The sequence below is a fragment of the Silvimonas terrae genome (genome assembly GCF_014202765.1).
Lineage (GTDB): Bacteria > Pseudomonadota > Gammaproteobacteria > Burkholderiales > Chitinibacteraceae > Silvimonas > Silvimonas terrae.
Window position 1 is genome coordinate 582879 of sequence record NZ_JACHHN010000003.1, and the last position, 16892, is coordinate 599770.

Below are 16892 nucleotides of genomic sequence, written 5' to 3' on the forward strand. Positions count from 1 at the left end.
GACTTCGCGTTGCCAACTGACAGCAATTGACTCAAAAATGAGCATCCTTGTTTTTGAGAATTTTGCTTGTGCAGCGGCCCAAAACTTCGCAAGAGCAGGATGCGGGCCAATCATTTGGTCAGATCAGGCGCATCCTGATTTCTTTGTTTTTGCTGGTTCTTTTGCTGACGTTGTGTGTCATCGGCTGGTCGACCTACCGCAGTTATCTGGATCGGCTGGGCGCTGCCCAACAGCAGATGCAAACGCTCGCGCGTGCCCTGGAAGAACACGTCGGCCGCACCACTGATGCAGCAATTGAATCGCTGCAACTGATTCGCGAAAACCCGCAAATCAAGGCCTGCCTTGGCAACCAGGATCAAGCCTGCCTGCACCAGGAACTCCAGCGTATTGCCACCCGTTTCAGCCAGGTCGGCAGTTTTACCCTGATCGCCCCGGATGGTGACTTGCTGGCCTCTTCGGCCGTCGATCACGTCCCACCGCGCAATCTCTCGCAAACGCATTACTTTCGCATCGTGAATGCCCAGCCCGGTTTGTCCTGGTATGTTGCTGAACAACAGCCGGACCCGCTGGGCGGTGCCAATGTCATCCCCATTGTCGCCAACCTGGAAAGCAGCCACGGTGTCACCGGGGCGCTTCTGGTAGCCACGCTGCGGCCGGACTACTTCTACCGCTTCTACAAAACGGAACAGACCGAGCGCCTGACCATCCGCCTGTTTCGTAACGACGGCATTCTGCTGCTGCGCTATCCGCCAGATGAAACCGAAATCGGGCGGGATATCTCGTTTATGCGCTTCTTTGACGAGGTGTTCAGCCAGGGCACTGCCGGCGTCAGCACAGAAACCAGCCCGGTCGACCACCAGACGCTGATCTTTGGCTGGCGGCGGGTAGACAACCGGCCGCTGGGCATTGCCGTGGGTGTGAACCGCAATGACGTGCTGCTGGCCTGGCAGCGCGCACAAGTAGTCAACGGCGTGATTGTGTTGCTGATGATCGCCGCCGGGGCGCTCTTGCTGATCTACGTTCTGCGCCAGCTAACCCGGCTGGAAAAAGCCGAGTTCGATCTTTATCTGACCCGTGCGGCGGTAGAGCGGGGTGCCGATATGGCGGTGTGGCTGGATCGCAATGGCCGTATCTGCTACGTCAATACCATTGGCTGCCAGCGGCTGGGCTACACCGAACAGGCACTGCGCAATATGCGCTTGTCCGACATCAACCCGGCCATTCGTGGCGATGCCTGGCCACGGTTCTGGGAGCGTTTATCGCGCCACAAGCATCTGGTGGAAGAAAGCTCGCTGCGCACCCGCACGGGCCAGGTGTTCCCGATCGAGGTGTATTCCAACTACATCGTCTTCAAGGGCGAGGAATACAACTGCGCGGTGGTGCGGGATATCTCCGAGCGGCGCATGGCCGAGCAGGCCATTGTGCGCAGCGAACAACAACTGCGCCTGGCGCTGGAGGCCTCGGCCACCGGGCTGTTTGATATGCCGCTGGATGGCCGCACCGCCGCCGTTACCAGTCCGGAATATGACCGTCTGCTGGGCTACGAACCCGGCGAGATGGTAGAAACATTCGAGAAGTGGAAAAACCAGCTGCACCCGGATGACCGGGAAGATGTGCTTGATGCCCTGCGCAGTTATTACAACGGTGCCGCCGCGCAATTTGCCATTGAATATCGGCGGCGCACCCGGCACGGCCAATACCACTGGTTCCAGTGTCGCGGCCGGCTGGTCGAACTTGATGAAAGCGGTAGCCCTACCCGGCTGATTGGCACCGTGACGGACATTACGGAACGCAAGCAGGCACAGGATCGCATTACCGAACTGGCCAACTTTGACCCCGTCACCCGCCTGGCCAACCGCAACCTGCTGCGCGATGAATTGCGTTTATCCATTGCGGCGGCGGAACGGCGCGGGCATTTGCTGGCGGTGCTGTTCCTGGACCTGGACCGCTTCAAAACAGTCAATGACTCGCTCGGCCACGCGGCGGGCGACGAGGTTCTCAAGCAGGTGGCGCAGCGGCTGCGCGGCACCGTGCGGCGTTCGGACATTCTGGCGCGGCTGGGCGGTGACGAGTTTGTGGTGGTGCTGACCGACGTCAAAAGCACTGAACAGGTGACGGATGTCGCCTCGCACATCCTGGCGGTGTTCTCTGACCCGTTCGAACTGGAAGCCGGCAGCTTTGCGACCTCCACCTCGATCGGCATCAGCGTTTATCCCACCGACGCAGAAAGCCCGGATGTCCTGGTGCGCAATGCCGACGTCGCCATGTATCAAGCCAAAGCCAACGGCCGCAACAACTTCCAGTTCTTCACGGCGGACCTGAATGCGCGTGCCTCCGAGCGTTTGCAACTGGAAGCGAGCATGCGCATGGCGCTGCATAACGACCAGTTCAAGCTGCATTACCAACCACAAGTGAGCCTGCCTGATCAGCAAATTGTGGGGGCCGAGGCGTTGATCCGCTGGCAACACCCGGAGCACGGGTTGATTTCACCCTCGCGCTTCATCCCCATTGCGGAAGACTCCCGCATGATCGTCACGCTGGGCACCTGGGTCTTGCAAAGTGCGGTGCGCCAGGCCGGCCGCTGGCAAGCTGCCGGTTTGCCGCCGATCACCATTGCGGTCAACCTGTCGCCCTTGCAACTGCATCAGCCCAATCTGCCGGAAATTGTGGCCGAAGCGCTGGCCGATGCCGGGCTGGATGCGCAATACCTTGAACTGGAAGTGACCGAATCGGTCATCATGCAAGAAGGCGAGCAAGTCACGATGGCCTTGCACCGCCTCAAGAAACTGGGCGTGCGGCTATCGATTGATGACTTTGGCACGGGGTATTCCAGCCTGTCTTACCTCAAGCGCTTTGCCTTTGACAAACTCAAGGTGGATCAAAGCTTTGTGCGTGATCTCTCCACCGACCCCAACGACGAAGCCATTGTGCTGGCCATTATCGGACTGGGTAAAACACTGGGCATGACCGTGCTGGCCGAGGGCGTGGAAACCCACGAACAACTGGCATTCCTGGAACGCGCCGGCATCGACTCGGTCCAGGGTTATTTACTCAGCCGCCCCATCACCGCCGAGGCCTTTGAAGCGTTGATTACCCCCGGCGCCTACGTCGAACCCGGCCTGCGGCCCGACGCTACGGTATAAACCCGATCACCGCAAATGCTCGTTCACTGGGATAATGCTCAATAATTGCTGGCGTACGTTGACGTTGGCCATCTCCCACCGGTTTTTCTGGAACAAAGGCAATGAATCCGAAATTTGTCGTATTTGGCGAAGCACTGACCGACTTTATTGCAGAAGGCGATGGCCTGTGGCGTGCCGTGCCGGGCGGCTCTTGCTGGAACGTGGCGCGTGTATCGGCCCGGCTGGGCTTGACCACCGCATATGCCGGCTCGGTCAGCGCAGATAATTTTGGAGATGATCTGGTGCGCCTGGCCCGTGAGGCCGGGCTGGACATGCGCTTTATGCAGCAAGTAGAGCGCCCGCCATTTCTGGCCATGGTGCCCTCCAAGCACCCACCGCGATATTTCTTTATTGGCAATGACAGTGCCGACCAGCACCTGGACTTCAGCCGCTTTCCGCAAAGCTGGATGAATGATCTGGAGATTGCCCACTTTGGCTGCATCAGTCTGGTCCGCCAGCCACTGGCCGGTAAACTGGTGGAAACCGCCGAACAGATCAAGGCGCTGGGCAAGCGTATCTGTTTTGACCCCAACTACCGCAACCTGATGGAAGACCCCGGTTACCGTGCCACCTTGCAGCGCATGAGCGAACTGGCCGATTACATCAAGGTGTCCGACGAAGACTTGCTGCACCTGTTCCCAGGTAAAACGGTAAACGGCGCACTGGATATCCTGCGCGGCTGGGCCCCCAATGCCTGGGTGCTGCTCACCAAAGGTGGCGAAGGCATGACCCTGCTCACCCCGCAGGGCGAAGCCAGCCGCCCCGTATACCAGGTGGATGTGGCCGATACCGTGGGCGCCGGGGACGCCAGTATGGGTGGCTGGATTGCCAGCGTGCTCAATAATCCGGATGCACCGTTGCAAACGCATATTGATACCGCAGCGGCGGCCGCGGCGACGGTGTGCCGGCAGCATGGGGCGTATGCGCCAACGATGGATGAGGTGCAGGCGTTGATGGCACGGGGGTGATGGAGCCAGGGCGCTGGCGGCTTTTTTTAGGCTGTTTGCGCTGTGCGCAAGGATGATGTGCTTATCCTTGCCACTGACTCGTCATTCCGCTCGGCCCCCTTGCGCCGGAATCCAGTGAGGCCGCCGCAAGTGCCTTTGTTGGCGAGGATGCCAACCTCGTAGGGTGGATTCGGAGCGTAGCGACAATCCACCTTTGCTGACTTAAAACCTTGAACCGCTATTAGCGCCTTCGGCTCGGGTAAAGGCATTACATACCGGGGGTCGCCTTTTCTTTGGGTACTTTCTTTTGGATCGCCAAAAGAAAGTACCCAAAGAAAAGGCGACCCCCGGACTTTTTCGCTCCGCGATTCCCTCAATCGGAAAAGTCCTTGAAAGGGGGGAGGAGTCAAAAACAACCCCAACCCCAACTGCAGACTACTCCCCCGCCCCTCTCCGGTCCCGCCGGTTGGCATACCACGAATGCAGCGCGGCCAGAATAATCAGCACCGCAGCAATCCCACCCGTGGCCGCATCCGGTACTTCAGCCAGTGGCGCAATCAGCATCACCCCAGCCAGTGCGCCAATGGCCCAGAAGGCGCCGTGTTCCAGATAGCGCAGTTCTGACAATGTGCCCTTCTCCACCAGCATCAGCGTAAAACTGCGCACAAACATGGCGCCAATGCCAAGGCCAATGGCAATCAGGAAAATGTTGCGTGTCAGCGCAAACGCACCCAGCACGCCGTCAAAACTGAATGAGGCATCCAGCAGTTCCAGATAAATAAACCCGCCCCAGCCCGCGCGCACGACACTGCTGTCTGACCCCATCAGCGCGCTGATCCCGTTGACCACGGTATACGCAATCAGCCCCCAGATACCGGCCACCAGCAAGCGCCAGGCTTCGGGTTGCGGCAGGGCCGACGCCAGCGCCAGCAAGCCCACCAATGTGAGCACCACACCGGCCATTTCCAGCCGGCCCAATTGCTGCATGGCGCGCTCCAGCGGGCGCAGCCAGTGGCTTTCTTTGTTCTGGTTCAGGAAAAAGTGCCAGAACACCTGCAACAAAAACGTCCCGCCAAAGGCCATGACTTCGATATGGGCCGATTGCAGGGTGTCCGCGTAGCGATGCGGCGCGACGATCGCCATGGTCAGGACGTCGTTGGCAGGCCAGTGCCCGCTGCTGATCCACTCATACACTGAAAAAGGCCCCGGCAAGGGCGGCGCGTGGGCGATGACGGCGACGATCACCAACGGGAACAACACCCGCATGCCGCACACGGCCACGATCATGCCCCACAGCAAAAAGCGCTGCTGCCAGCGTTTATCCCAATGTCGCAAAATACTGGCATTCACCACCGCATTATCAAAACTGAGGCTGGTTTCCAGTAGAGCCAGGTTAAACGCCGCCCACAGGCCGGCGGAACCACCCAGCACAGCGGCAATGGCCAGCCCGGCAAGGCTGACCCAGATGGCATGACGGAAATAACGCAAAGTATGCATGTGCAGTTTGTTTGTTCTTGTCGAGAGCGCAATCGGCATTATGCCCGTTTGCCAGTGGCATACAGGACTTTGAGCACACGCAGTACAACGCCTATACTCGACCTGTTGCGCCGCAGGCCATGCGCAGTCCGGCGCGGCACGAAACCACGTAAAAAGGATGGAAAAAAATATGAGTCAGGTCTACCTCGAACTCGTCCAGGCGCACGACGCGCTGCTACAGAAAAAAGATGCGCCGCTGTATAGCTCGCTGGAAGGTTTGACGCCAGCCCCGAGTACCGACAAAGCGGGTGCTCCGGTAGTGATGATCTTTGCGCCGCATCCGGATGATGAATGTATTATCGGCGCCCTGCCGCTGCGTCTTGGCCGTGAAGCCGGTTACCACGTGGTCAACGTGGCCGTCACGCAAGGCTCTAACGCCGCCCGCAAGCAACCGCGCTGGGAAGAACTGTCCAACGCCTGCAAGTACCTGGGTTTCTCCCTGCGCGAGACCATTCCTGGCGGGCTGGGGAATGTATCGACCAAGACCCGGGATGGTGCACCGGCCGAATGGGCCGAAAAAGTGGCCGTGATCGCCGCGCTGATCAAGGAATACAAACCGGCGGTGTGCGTGTTCCCCAACAACAACGACTATCACTCTGCCCACATCGGCACGCATTACCTGGTGAGGGACGCGCTGGCCAGCATCGGCCATGCCTGCTATGTGGCGGACAGCGAGTTCTGGCGCCAGATGGACAAACCCAATGCGCTGATTGAAACCAGCATCCAGGACACCGCCGATCTGATCGCTGCGCTGGCCTGCCATGTGGGTGAAGTGGAGCGCAATCCGTACCATCTGCGCTTGCCAGGCTGGATGGCCGACAATGTGCGCCGTGGCGCGGAAGTGGTGGGCGGCCAGGGCGAAGCGGCACCCAGCTTTTCGTTTGGCACGCTGTACCGGGTTGAATATTTTGATGGCAAGACCGTGGTGCCAACGGACAAGAAGTTCACCGTCACGGCCGGGGATGACATCAAGAAGTTGTTTGCTTGATCAAGCCTTTTCAGGCGAAGAAAAGCGGCCCCTGGGCCGCTTTTTTGTTGCCGCTACACACGTAATTTGAGTGGGAACGCCGCACGACCGCGTCATTCCGGCGGAGGCCGGAATCCAGTCTGGCCACCGCAGGTGGCCTTTGCTGGCAGATGCCACTCGTAGCCCGGATGAAGCGAAGCGGGAATCCGGGGTGGCTGACCTGGTTCGTACTGATGTTGGATTTTCGCTCTGCTGGCGAGTGGACCGTAGGGTGGATTCGGAGCGATAGCGACAATCCACCGTGGCTGACACAAAACCTTGAACCCCTGTTAGCGCCTTACGGTGCGGTGTTGAAAGGCATTTGACACTGGCGGTGGCCGGAGCACCCTACTTTCTTTGGGGCCGCCGAGGTGCTTCGCCACCTCGGCGGCCCCAAAGAAAGGAACCAAAGAAAGGCGACCCCAGCCAACATCACCGCCAATACCCATGATGTACCGGTACGTAGATCGGCGCGGGTACGACCACGCAACCGCCAAGCAGCCCAGCCAGCATAAGTGCGAGTATCCATTTCATGATCTTTGCCTCCTTAATAGCGATGCCAGCAACACGGGCCGACGACGATGGGTGCAGGTTCCACAATCACCGGGGCACGCACATAGGCCCGCGGTGGCGGGCCGACCGGCACGACCACACAGCCCGTCAGGCCCGCCGCCAGCAAGACCATGGTTAACAGGGTTTTCATCAGCCTCTCCTTGTGAGGTTCACCCCTGAATAACGGGTCGCCAGACCCCCGCGCCTACGGCCTTTGTAACAGCATGCACCGACAGGTGAGCCGTATCACCGTCGACAAAATGTTACGGAACCGCGCCGCTGGCCCGGTATTTGCATTTGGCATATAAAAAACCGGCTAGTATTCAATGGATTTCTTATGATGAGCCAGTCAGCAAGCAGACGGCCAAGTCAGCACCCCACGCCGGCCCATCACCCCGGAACCTGAGTGCTTTGCGGAGGAAAGACATCGTCATGGCTGTCCAGCGCTGGACCTACATCAAGCGTATCTTGCCGATCGCCTGGCCTTACATGCTTATCGTGTCGCTGCTGGTGATACTGCAATGGGCTTGTCTGGACATCCTGTCGGCAGGGCGTGCTTTTGTCGGCGGCGAAAGCTTGTGGTCCAAAGGGCAGAAAGATGCCATTTACTATCTGGACCGCTACGCCTCGACACTGGACGATCATGAGTACCAGTCCTATCTGAACGCCCTTGCCATTCCCCTTGGCGATCAGCGCGCACGCCTTGCGCTGGATATGGCGGAGCCTGACCTCTACACCGCGCGTGAAGGCTTGCTGGCCGGCGGCAATCTGCCGGAAGACATTCCGGGCATGATCCGGCTGTTCCGCAATTTCCGGCATGTGCCCTTTGTCAGCCGCTCTATCGAGCTGTGGGGGCAAGCGGATCAATATGTGGCGCAGTTGCAGCAACTGGCCGATGAACTGCACGAACACGCCAACCAGGGCGATCTGCAAACGGCACGCGTCGGGCAGATTCGCGCGCAAATCCAGGATATCAACGGCAAACTGACCCCGATTGAGCGTGAGTTCTCGGAAAGCATTGCCGGTGGTTTACGCATGACCGGCACCTGGATCGGTATTGCCTATCTGGTGGCGGCGGTGTTGCTGGTGGTGCTGGCTTTGCGCCGCACAGCGCGCTTTCTGGATCAGCGCAATCAGTCCGAAGAAGCGCTACGCGCCAGCGAATCCCGGTTTCAGCGTGCAGTGGGCGGCAGCAACGATGGCATCTGGGATTGGGACTTGCTGACCGGGCATGCCTGGTTCTCACCACGGTTCCGGCATTTGCTGGGCGTTACGGATGAGGAACTGCCCAACCGTGCCGATGCCTGGCTGGCGCGGGTTCATCCAGAAGACAAGAACGTCATCCTGAACGCACACCGCCGCCACTTCAATGATGGCGAACCGCACGACATTGAATATCGCGTGCGTACCGGGCAAGCGTTTGAGAGCGTGTACCGCTGGTTCCGCGTGCGCGGCCGGGCGTTTTTTGATGAGAGCGGCAACCCGGTGCGCATGGCCGGTTCCTTTACGGACATTACCCGCGCCAAAACCGCTGAAGCCGCGCTGCACCGGGAAAAAGAAAAAGCCCAGGTCACACTGGCCTCGATTGTTGATGCGGTGATCACCACCGATACCGTCGGCCGCGTGGAATACATGAACCCGGCCGCCGAACGCATGATTGCGGTATCACTGGACCGCGCGGTACAGCAGCCGCTGGACTCCCTGTTCAAGGCGATGGACCCCGGCCACGAAAATGCCGCGGTCTCCCTGTTGGGAGAAATCCGCAATTATGAAACTGCGCCGCTGGAGCGTGACCTCAATATCATCCGCAACGACGGGACTGAGATCTCGGTCAACCGTGCCATCGCGCCGGTCCACGACCGCGAAGGCCGCGTCGCCGGCGTGGTGCTGGTATTGCACGACGTCACGCGAGAGCGCCAATACGCCGCCAGCCTGTCCTGGCAGGCCAGCCATGACGCCCTCACCGGTCTGGTGAATCGCCGGGAGTTTGAGCGGCGCTTGTCCGGCCTGCATGCCCGGCTGGTGCAGCGCCCGGGAGAACATGCGTTGATGTTTCTTGATCTGGACCAGTTCAAGATCGTCAACGACACCTGTGGTCACGCAGCGGGAGACGAGTTGTTACGCCAACTCTCCAGCGCGCTGCAACAGCATCTGCGCCAATCCGACACCTTGGCGCGCATCGGCGGCGATGAGTTTGGCGTGCTGCTGGAAAACTGCAACCTGGATGCCGCCTTGCGCATTGGCGAAACCTTGCGCCAGGCCGTGCTGGACTTCCCCTACTCGTTTGGCAATCAGTCTTTCACTGTGGGGGTCAGCATTGGCCTCGTCGAACTGGCCGATGCCAGCATCGTGCCGGAAGAAGCGCTACGTGCTGCCGATGCCGCCTGTTATATGGCCAAGGAAAAAGGCCGCAACCGCGTGCAACGCTACTCGCCGCAAGACAGTGAGGTCAGCCTGCGCCATGGTGAAATGGAATGGATCAACCGCTTGCGGCGCGCGCTGGAGAAAAACCAGTTCCGGCTGTATGCGCAAGAGATCGTCCGGCTGCAGCCTGGCCCGGCGGCGCGGCACGTCGAAGTGTTGATCCGGCTGGCCGCAGACAATGGCGAGATCATTCCGCCCATGGCGTTTATCCCTGCGGCCGAGCGGTATGGGTTGATGCCGGAGATTGACCGCTGGGTCTTGCGCAATACGCTGGAGACGCTCAGCGCACGTGATCGCGCCGGGCTGGAACCGCTGGCGACGTGCGCCATCAACCTATCGGGGACATCGATTGGTGATGAGCATTTTCTGGGTTATGCGCTCGACCAGATCCGCCGCAGCGGGGTTGACGCCTCACGGCTTTGTTTTGAGTTGACCGAAACCGCGGCGATTGCCAGCCTGACCCGCGCCACACACTTCATGCAGCAACTGTCGGCGCTGGGCTGCAAATTTGCGCTGGATGACTTTGGCGCAGGCATGTCTTCATTCGGTTATCTCAAACACCTGCCGGTGGATTACCTGAAGATTGATGGTGGCTTTGTCAAAGACATGCTGACTGACCCGATTGATCGGGCCATGGTCGGGGCCATCAACGAAATCGGCCATTTGATGGGCAAGAAAACCGTGGCCGAGTTTGTCGAAAATCAGGCCATTGCCGAAGAACTGCGCCGACTGGGCGTGGACTTTGGCCAGGGCTACGGGCTGGCCATGCCTGAACCGTTCCGGTTACTGCGCAACGACATCACTACCGATAGCCGCGCAGCCTGAAACCATGGTCAGTAAAGTGGCACGACCGGATACTGACCCCGTTTGAGTTCGGTCTTGATCAGCTTGAAGGTATCAATATCAAACGCCGGGCGGGGTTGGTCCAGGAGCTCCGCCAGATCACTTGCATCTGTCAGCGTACCCAGCCAGCACCATTGATCGACCACTTGCAGTGGTGCGCCGTCGTATTTGCCTTCACGCAAACCCACCGGGCCGGGAAACGGCCAGTCCGTCAGCCTTTGTTTGGCCAGTGCGCTTAACAAGCGCGCGTTGTGCACCGACAGCGGCTCCTTGCCCACACAGGCGCCACGGCATTGATGCAGTTGCGCGCCAAAACATGGCCCGCTGCCCGAGCGCGGCTTGGGTTCCAGCCCCAGCACTTGCCGACACAAGCCCTGGCCTTCGACCACCTTGGTCAGCACATTCTGTGCTTCCCGCTTGCTGCGATACGGGCCAAACACAAACTGGCGGGCGGTCTGGGCAATAGGGTCCAGCTCTTCCATGGCGACCAGTTTGGGCACCAGCGCGCCATCTGCGGCTTCGTCCAGCCGCCAGACGCACAACTCGCGCGTACGCCGCAGTTGCTGGTTCAACAGCGGCGCGCGCGTCTTGATCAGTTGCATCTCCAGCAACAGCGCACCGAGTTCACCGGCGGTTTCTTGCCAGTCAATGCGCCGCAATTGCTGCACCAGTTGCATTTCTTTGCCGGCACGGTGGTCAGCAGCAAAATGACTGAATACGCGCTTGCGGATATTGCTGCTCTTGCCGACGTACAGCAGCGCGTCGTTCTCGCCATAGAACAGATATACGCCGGCGGTTTCTGGCAGATCGTCCACCATGGCGGGGTCGATGCCCGGTGGCAAGGTGGGTTGCCGCAGCATCTCTTGCATGGCGGCGCGGACGGTGTCTACGCCCAGCTCGGCGCCAGCGGCACTCAGAAACTGTTGCAACAGTGCGGCATCGGTCAACGCGCGGTGACGATCGCCTTCCAGGCGCAACTGGTGACGCGTCACCAGCGCGTCCAGGCTGTGTTTGTACTGGGCCGGATACAGCTTGCGGGAGAGTTTGACCGTACAGAGCACCCTGGCGCGAAACGGCAGGCCGGCGCGTTTGAATTCGTTCTTGAGAAAACCGTAATCAAACCGCGCGTTATGGGCAATGAACACACGGCCAGAGAGTTTGAGCAAGAGTTCTGGTGCAAGCTCGGCAAACGTCGGCGCGTCAGCCACCATCTCATTACTGATGCCGGTCAGGTTCTGGATAAACGGCGGAATACTCTTTTGCGGATTCACAAGGCACGACCACGTGCGCACGCCCGTTTCGTCAATCTGCACCAGGCCGATTTCGGTAATGCGGTCGTGCGTTGCGTTAGCACCCGTGGTTTCCAGATCCACCAGCACCAGGGGTTCGTCGTAATACGCGTTGTTCATCCGGAGCTCAAAAAATAATGGCCGGTAACGCCTGAGCGCCACCGGCCGGCCTACCTCAGGGTAGGCCCTTGGCTTTAGCCCAATTGCTTGCGGGCAAAACTCACGGCGTCAGCCAATGCCACCTTCTGCATCTCGCCACCCGCGCGCGCCACGTATTCCACCATGCCATCCGCCAGACCCTTGTCGCCAATGGTAATGCGGTGCGGAATGCCAATGAGTTCCATATCGGCAAACATGGAGCCCGGACGCTCGTTGCGGTCATCCAGCAGCACGTCCACGCCAACGGCTTTCAAGTCTGCATACAGTTGGTCAGCCGCAGCCTTGACGGCTTCGGAGCGGTGATAACCCACGGCGACCACGGCGATGGCAAACGGGGCCATGGCTTGCGTGAAGATAATGCCGCGCTCGTCGTAATTCTGCTCAATAGCAGCCGCGACAATGCGCGATACGCCAATGCCGTAGCAGCCCATTTCAAAAAATTTCGGCTGGCCGTCTTCGCCCACAAACGTGGCGTTCATGGCTTCAGAGTATTTGGTGCGCAACTGGAAGATATGGCCGACTTCAATCCCACGGCACAGTTCCAGCTTGCCTTTGCCATCCGGCGAAGGGTCACCCGATACCACGTTGCGGATATCTGCCACCGCGTTGGGCTCTGGCAGGTCACGACCAAAGTTCACGCCGGCAATGTGGAACTTGGGTTTGTTGGCGCCACAAACAAAGTCGCTCATCACGGCCACAGAGCGATCTGCCACCACCAGAATATCGGCATCAATCCCGACCGGACCCAGGAAGCCTGGCGGACAGTTAAAGCGTGCGCGGATTTCATCTTCGGTGGCAAAGCGGAACTCGCCCACACCGCTGACCTTGCCCAGCTTCACTTCGTTGAGCGAGTGATCGCCGCGCAGCAAGGCCACGATGAACTTGCCATCGTTGTTGACCAGCGCAATCAGCTTGACCGTGCGCTCAATGCCGATGCCCATGAGTTCCGCCACCGCTTCGCAGGTGGTTTGTTTGGGGGTATCGATATCACGCAGGGCTTCGGCGGCGGCAGCACGCGGCGTCACCGGTGCCAGCGCTTCGGCCAGTTCGACGTTGGCGGCGTAATCAGAATCCGGCGCATACGCCAGAATGTCTTCACCGGCATCGGCCAGCACCTGGAACTCATGGCTGCCATCACCACCGATCGCCCCGGTATCTGCAGCAACCGCACGGAACTTCAAACCCAGACGGGTGAAGATGTTGGAATACGCGGTGTACATCTTGTCGTAGGACACTTGCAGACCGGCGAAGTCGGCATCGAACGAGTAGGCGTCTTTCATGACGAATTCACGTGCGCGCATTACGCCAAAACGCGGGCGGATTTCGTCGCGGAATTTCACCTGCACCTGGTACATATTCACCGGCAATTGCTTGTAGGAACGCAGCTCGGAGCGGGCGATGTCGGTAATGACTTCTTCATGCGTCGGACCAAAACAGAAATCGCGCTCATGGCGATCCTTGATCTTGAGCATTTGCGGACCAAACAGTGCCCAGCGACCGGTTTCCTGCCACAGTTCAGCCGGCTGAATGGTTGGCATCAGCATTTCTTGCGCGCCGGCGGCGTTCATTTCATCGCGCACAATCTCTTCGACCTTACGCAGCACGCGCATGCCCAGCGGCATCCAGGTATACAGGCCCGAGCCAAGCTTCTTGATCAGCCCGGCGCGCACCATCAACTTGTGCGAAGTCAGTTCGGCCTCGGAAGGCGCTTCTTTCAGGGTGTTGAGATAAAGCTGGGAGGTACGCATTGTGGGTTGGTCTGTAGAGGAATCTGCAAACCGCCAATTGTAGCGTGAAGGGGGCGAGGTGTGTTGCTGCCTGCTTTTTTGGGAGCGGGTGTTAGCGCCTGACGGCGCGGTGTTTTCATACCCGGGGGTGCCCGGGAGCACCCTTCTTTTCTTTGTCTCGCCAAAGAAAAGAAGGCAAAAGAAACGCGACCCCAGCCGGGCGGCCCTCCGGGCTGCCCTCAGTCGGTCGGGAGCCTGGGGTCTCCCTCTCTTCTTCGGCGCTGGGCTTTAATGGGGGAGAAAGGCAAAGGCAACTACAACTGCAACTGCAACTGCAACTGCAACTGCAACTGCCAAATCGTCCGGAGGCGGGTTTTGTAGGGTGGATTCGGAACGCAGTGACAATCCACCGTATGCAGCCCGCTGGGCTGCGGACTGGATTCCGGCGCAAGGGGGCCGCCGAGGACCGGAATGACAAAGTGGTGGGTAAGGTGAACCATTCTTGCAAGCAGATGGTTTGCGGGGTTGGGGTTGCTTTGGCTTTGGCCTTTGACGTACCTCCCCTCCGGCAGCGCCGAGCATCGCAGCGAAGTCCGGGGTTTCGGCGGAGGGGTGTTTGAGGCCGAAGGCCGAGTTCCCGCAGCCAGCCGGACTTTGCGAGAAGCGCAGGGAACCCACGTAGTGGGCGCTGTCGTCGGGGTCGCCTTTCTTTTGGTTACTTTTCTTTGGCGAAGCAAAGAAAAGTAACGTGCCCCGGCCACCGCCGGTATCAAAACACCGCGCCACAGGCGCTAGTCAAACTACTTACTCAACCACTTACTTCTTCAAACACTCACCCAATGCCGCAATCACCGCATCCGCAATCTTGTTCCGGGTGGTGATCTGATCCAGCTTCTTCGCCTCATCCCGATTCACAATCACCCCAGACTCCAGCAGCATTGCCGGCATGGTGGTCGCGCGCAGCACCACAAAATCTGCGGCGTACACGCCGTTAGCCTCATCCACCCATTCGCGGCCTTCGCCTTCAATCTTCTCGGCGTGGCTGGGGTTGACCTCAAAACCCTGGGTTTTCATCTGGCTGCCCAGGGCTTTGGCACACGTCACACTGCGGGCGTATTGCGGGTTGATCTTGCTCACGAAAACCGAAAAACCATGAGTGCGATCTGAATACTTGTGCTTTTCGCCCTCCACTTCCCATTCCTGCAGAAACTGGGCCTGGGTGGAGTCATGGTGCAAAGACAAGAAGACATCTGCGCCTTCTGCGGCCTTGGCGCGCTTTTGCAGGTCCTTGCTCTGGCCGTCGTCACCAATCAGGCGCACGGTGTAGCCCGCACCCAGCAAGCGCTCGGTCAAGACGTCCGCCAGCTTGCTGTTATAGGTGAACTCGGTCACGCCATAGGCGCTGGTCGCGCCCGGGGCGTCCAGGTAGTGGCCGACGTCCAGTGCCACGGTCACCGGGCGCGGTTTGGCGGCCAGGGTCAGCGGGGCAGCGGCGGCGCAAAGCAGCGCCAGCGCGGCAAGGAACTTGTTCATTATTCGTTTCCGGGTGCGGCTGGCGCAGCGGCCGCCAGTTGGGCACGGCGCGCAGCGATCTTGCCACGCAACAGATTCATCATGACGGTGTCACGCAACCAGATCAGCACAAACAGCCATACCAGCAGTACGGCCATATACGGGAAAGAGCTGTTGGTCACTTGCGGTGCGACCGCGTGCAGGATCGGGTTAATGGCGAACTCGACCGTACCCAGCACGGCCAGCAGCAAGACCACGGTGGAAATCAGCCGTTCCTTGACGAAGGTACCGCGCAGCAATACGCGTTGTTCCCAGCGGTTCAGGCCCTGCAGTTCAGGCACGTCATCGGGGCGAAAATAAAAAGCCATGTGTTGCATCCATCAAGATCACTTTATAAGCGCGCCAGTGTCGCCCGGCAGGCATTAAAAATCAAGGAAGCCGGGAGACGTTTGCCATGCCGCCGAGTCAGGTTATGATGGCCGGCGCAGTCTGCAGGAATAACCGATAAAACAAACGGATAGACCACAATGACTTGATGGTCGCCGGTTCATGATGGATGGATCGAGACATGAAGTACTGTATTCCTACCACCCTGTCTGGCTTGTTGCTGTTGGCGGCGCTGACGCCGGCCCAGGCCGAACTCACTGGCGCACAACGCAGCAGCCTGACCACCAGCCTGTTCCAGGACGTCGCCATGCCGGCCCAGCGCGCGCTGGCTGACAATACCAACGCGCTGGCGCAAAGCATGAATGCGCTGTGCGCCGCCCCGGACGACAGCACCCTGGCCGCCGCGCAAACGGCCTGGAAAAGCACCAGCAATACCTGGAGCCGGATCTCGCCGTTGCGCATTGGCCCCAATCGCCAACGTGATGTAACGGCCATCTTTGAAGCCGCGCCGGTCGATGAGTCCTTGCTCAAAAAGACGATTTCCACCACGCCGGATGACCCGGTGTCTCCCAAAGCGGTGTTTGAATCGGCACAATTACCAGCAGGTGCCAGCGGCTTGCCTGTGCTGGAAAAACTGCTGTTTGCCGATGGCCGCTCCTCTCCCCTGCCCGCGCTGGCCCAAGGCAAGACTTGCCAGTTTGGCCGCTGGGTAGCCAGTGGCCTGGCGCGGCGCGGTCAGACGCTGATTTACGAGTGGAACTCGCTGGGGGAAGGCATCAAGTACAACCCGGTCTATCACACCCCCTTTCTGACCGAGGCGCTAACCAACGCCGCACGGGGTGCGCGCGCGATTGCCAATCACCAGCTTGCCGCCGGAGAAATAACTCCGCCGCCCGCGTTTTTTCCTGGCTGGCGCGCCGGAACCAGCAAGGCCGATGTGACTGCCAGCCTCGATAGCATTGAGTACATCTTGCTGGGCTCGCCCTCGGGCCTGGGCTTCGACGACATGCTGATTGCCGCGCAACGTCAGGAGGTGGTGGATGGGTTGCAGGAAAAGCTCATCAACACCCGGCTGGCATTGACCGCCCTCCCCGCCAATTTCACCGCACAACCTGGTGCTAACCGCGGGGAACTCGTCATCCTGCAAAAACGGCTCAATGAACTGGCCGACTATATTGCCGGGCCGATGGCGGAGGCGCTGGGGACACCGTTCAAGAAATAGTGCGGTGTGCGGTGTGAGGTGTGAGGTGTGAGGTGTGAGGTGTGAGGTGTGAGGTGTGAGGTGTGAGGTGTGAGGTGTGAGGTGTGAGGTGTGCCAGATTGTGTGT

General features: G+C 59.6%; 11 protein-coding genes. 5 read left to right on the forward strand and 6 right to left on the reverse strand.

Translation table 11 applies throughout. From position 1 onward, the window contains the following. Positions 1-149 precede the first annotated feature (149 nt). Both HNQ50_RS09945 and HNQ50_RS09950 read left to right on the forward strand, forming a co-directional pair. Positions 150-3143, forward strand: a complete 2994-nt coding sequence (locus tag HNQ50_RS09945; RefSeq protein ID WP_184100062.1) for a bifunctional diguanylate cyclase/phosphodiesterase — start codon at positions 150-152, stop codon at positions 3141-3143. Between the two features lie 101 nt (positions 3144-3244). After that, positions 3245-4150 carry a carbohydrate kinase family protein gene (locus HNQ50_RS09950; protein ID WP_184100064.1) on the forward strand — a complete coding sequence of 302 codons (906 nt, stop codon included), beginning with the start codon at positions 3245-3247 and terminating at the stop codon, positions 4148-4150. 414 nt (positions 4151-4564) lie between these two features. Here the strand turns inward: HNQ50_RS09950 and HNQ50_RS09955 are convergent, their stop codons facing one another. Further along, positions 4565-5626: a DUF475 domain-containing protein gene (locus HNQ50_RS09955; protein ID WP_184100066.1), complete on the reverse strand. Its 1062-nt coding sequence runs from the start codon at positions 5624-5626 to the stop codon at positions 4565-4567. A 169-nt stretch (positions 5627-5795) separates the two neighbouring features. On the opposite strand from HNQ50_RS09955, the gene HNQ50_RS09960 reads away from it, so the two are divergent. Then, entirely contained in the window at positions 5796-6653 is an 858-nt protein-coding gene (locus tag HNQ50_RS09960; RefSeq protein WP_184100068.1) for a PIG-L deacetylase family protein, read from the forward strand. A 565-nt stretch (positions 6654-7218) separates the two neighbouring features. On the opposite strand, the gene HNQ50_RS09965 is transcribed toward HNQ50_RS09960, so the two are convergent. Continuing rightward, positions 7219-7374, reverse strand: coding sequence for a hypothetical protein (locus tag HNQ50_RS09965; RefSeq protein ID WP_184100070.1), 156 nt, complete (start codon positions 7372-7374; stop codon positions 7219-7221). A 281-nt stretch (positions 7375-7655) separates the two neighbouring features. Here HNQ50_RS09965 and HNQ50_RS09970 point away from each other — a divergent pair, with 281 nt between their 5' ends. Beyond that, positions 7656-10472, forward strand: a complete 2817-nt coding sequence (locus HNQ50_RS09970) for an EAL domain-containing protein (RefSeq protein ID WP_184100072.1) — start codon at positions 7656-7658, stop codon at positions 10470-10472. Positions 10473-10480: 8 nt separating this feature from the next. On the opposite strand, the gene HNQ50_RS09975 is transcribed toward HNQ50_RS09970, so the two are convergent. From HNQ50_RS09975 to HNQ50_RS09990, 4 genes are all read right to left on the reverse strand, one after another. After that, complete coding sequence (locus HNQ50_RS09975) at positions 10481-11899, reverse strand: exonuclease domain-containing protein (protein WP_184100074.1); 1419 nt, start codon at positions 11897-11899, stop codon at positions 10481-10483. A 74-nt stretch (positions 11900-11973) separates the two neighbouring features. Continuing rightward, a complete protein-coding gene (locus tag HNQ50_RS09980; RefSeq protein ID WP_184100076.1) occupies positions 11974-13686 on the reverse strand; it encodes a proline--tRNA ligase in 1713 nt (570 codons plus the stop codon). A 795-nt stretch (positions 13687-14481) separates the two neighbouring features. Continuing rightward, on the reverse strand, positions 14482-15198 hold the full coding sequence (locus HNQ50_RS09985) for an N-acetylmuramoyl-L-alanine amidase (protein WP_184100078.1): 717 nt from the start codon (positions 15196-15198) through the stop codon (positions 14482-14484). Continuing rightward, complete coding sequence (locus HNQ50_RS09990; RefSeq protein WP_184100080.1) at positions 15198-15545, reverse strand: hypothetical protein; 348 nt, start codon at positions 15543-15545, stop codon at positions 15198-15200. The genes HNQ50_RS09985 and HNQ50_RS09990 overlap by 1 nt, the downstream gene beginning before the upstream one ends. Positions 15546-15745: 200 nt before the next feature. On the opposite strand from HNQ50_RS09990, the gene HNQ50_RS09995 reads away from it, so the two are divergent. Further along, on the forward strand, positions 15746-16786 hold the full coding sequence (locus HNQ50_RS09995; protein WP_184100082.1) for an imelysin family protein: 1041 nt from the start codon (positions 15746-15748) through the stop codon (positions 16784-16786). Positions 16787-16892 lie beyond the last annotated feature (106 nt).

Bases quoted from the DNA above. Each gene is read 5' to 3' on its own strand.
- HNQ50_RS09960 (WP_184100068.1), top strand. From the start codon at position 5,796: ATGAGTCAGGTCTACCTCGAACTCGTCCAGGCGCACGACGCGCTGCTA.
- HNQ50_RS09975 (WP_184100074.1), bottom strand. From the start codon at position 11,899: ATGAACAACGCGTATTACGACGAACCCCTGGTGCTGGTGGATCTGGAA.
- HNQ50_RS09950 (WP_184100064.1), top strand. From the start codon at position 3,245: ATGAATCCGAAATTTGTCGTATTTGGCGAAGCACTGACCGACTTTATT.
- HNQ50_RS09955 (WP_184100066.1), bottom strand. From the start codon at position 5,626: ATGCATACTTTGCGTTATTTCCGTCATGCCATCTGGGTCAGCCTTGCC.
- HNQ50_RS09995 (WP_184100082.1), top strand. From the start codon at position 15,746: ATGAAGTACTGTATTCCTACCACCCTGTCTGGCTTGTTGCTGTTGGCG.
- HNQ50_RS09970 (WP_184100072.1), top strand. From the start codon at position 7,656: ATGGCTGTCCAGCGCTGGACCTACATCAAGCGTATCTTGCCGATCGCC.
- HNQ50_RS09990 (WP_184100080.1), bottom strand. From the start codon at position 15,545: ATGGCTTTTTATTTTCGCCCCGATGACGTGCCTGAACTGCAGGGCCTG.
- HNQ50_RS09980 (WP_184100076.1), bottom strand. From the start codon at position 13,686: ATGCGTACCTCCCAGCTTTATCTCAACACCCTGAAAGAAGCGCCTTCC.
- HNQ50_RS09965 (WP_184100070.1), bottom strand. From the start codon at position 7,374: ATGAAAACCCTGTTAACCATGGTCTTGCTGGCGGCGGGCCTGACGGGC.
- HNQ50_RS09985 (WP_184100078.1), bottom strand. From the start codon at position 15,198: ATGAACAAGTTCCTTGCCGCGCTGGCGCTGCTTTGCGCCGCCGCTGCC.